We start from the raw sequence: 1,213 nt of genomic DNA on the forward strand, positions 1-1,213 counted from the left end.
GGAGCCCCGCCAGCAGCAGCCCGCCGCCGATCACCATCACCCGTTCGCGGGTCGAAAGAGAGGCAAGCAGGCTCATCCGCCCTCTCCCGGCCTTAAGGTCAGCGCGGCCTGCGCCCCCGAGGGGCCCGCGGTCGCCGTGCCCGCCGAGACCGAGAGCCCGGCCACCCGCAGCCGCTCCTCGGCGCTTTGCAGGCTTTCGAGCCCCGCCGCCGTGACCTCGAGCGTCAGCGTCGCGGGGGAGGCCGACCAGACCAGCCGATCGACGGTGACCGGCTCCGGCGCCTCGAGAAGCGCAGCCGAGGCGCGGTCGAGCAATCCGATCACGCCGCTCTCCGCCCGCGCCGAAGCCGCCCGCGCAGTGAGCTGGCGGAAAAGCAGCCGGGGGTCATCGGACAGCCTTGCCTCGGGCAGGGTCTCCGCGAGCCGCGCGGCGGCCTCGGCACCGGTCTCCGCCGCGAGCCCACGCAACGCGCGCAGGTCGGCCCAGGCCAGCGCCAGATGCAGAAGCCCGACGCAGACAAGCGCCGCTGCCACCGCCTTCAGCGGCCGCACCAGGTTGCTCGGGGGGGCAAACTCTCCCTGCCGCAGATCCACCGCGCGGTCGGCGGGGTCTGGCGCGTCACCCATTGCCCCGGCCGGCTCATGCGCGATCCCGTCGGGCAGCGGCGCGCCGTGGTTTTCGACCCGGGGCCGGCCCGCGAGCTGCCAGAGGTGGTCAAGGCCCGCGACAGAGACGGCAAACCCGGTGCCGTCCGAGACCCGCACCAGCACCCGCTCGCCGTCGCGCAGCACCGCCCAGGCCCCGCCGGCCTCGGGCGCCTCCGGTGCGGGCAGCACGAACTGCTCGGGCCGGATCGCGCCGCCCGGCCCCTCGTCGACGGCCTCGCGCATGATCTCGCGGCGCACCACGGCGGCGAGGACACGCTTGTCCGGCAGGGTCCGGCACATGGCGATATGCACCGCCTCCAAGGGCTCGCCCAGCCGGTCCTCGAGGGCGAAGGGCAAGGCCGCGCGCCGCTGCCGTTCCGAGGCGGGGGGCAGGTCGACCGCGTGCAGGCTCACGTCCTCAGCGCGCAGGATCGCGGCCTGCGGCGCGCGGCCCGAAGAGGCCGCCAGCCGGGCCCGAAGCGCCTTGGCACCGGCCGGTCCGGGGTCGTTTGGCCGCGCGGAACCCGCCGCCTCGCGCGGGGCCTTCAGGGAGCGCAAAAGCCGG

1 protein-coding gene is annotated in these 1,213 nt (G+C 75.8%); it reads right to left on the reverse strand.

The window, feature by feature from the left end; translation table 11 throughout:
- Positions 1-72: 72 nt before the first annotated feature.
- On the reverse strand, positions 73-1,213 hold a 1,141-nt coding region (gspL, locus tag LR948_RS18765; protein WP_232755690.1), incomplete at its 5' end, for a type II secretion system protein GspL.

Source organism: Roseivivax sp. GX 12232 (assembly GCF_021272185.1).
GTDB lineage: Bacteria > Pseudomonadota > Alphaproteobacteria > Rhodobacterales > Rhodobacteraceae > Roseivivax.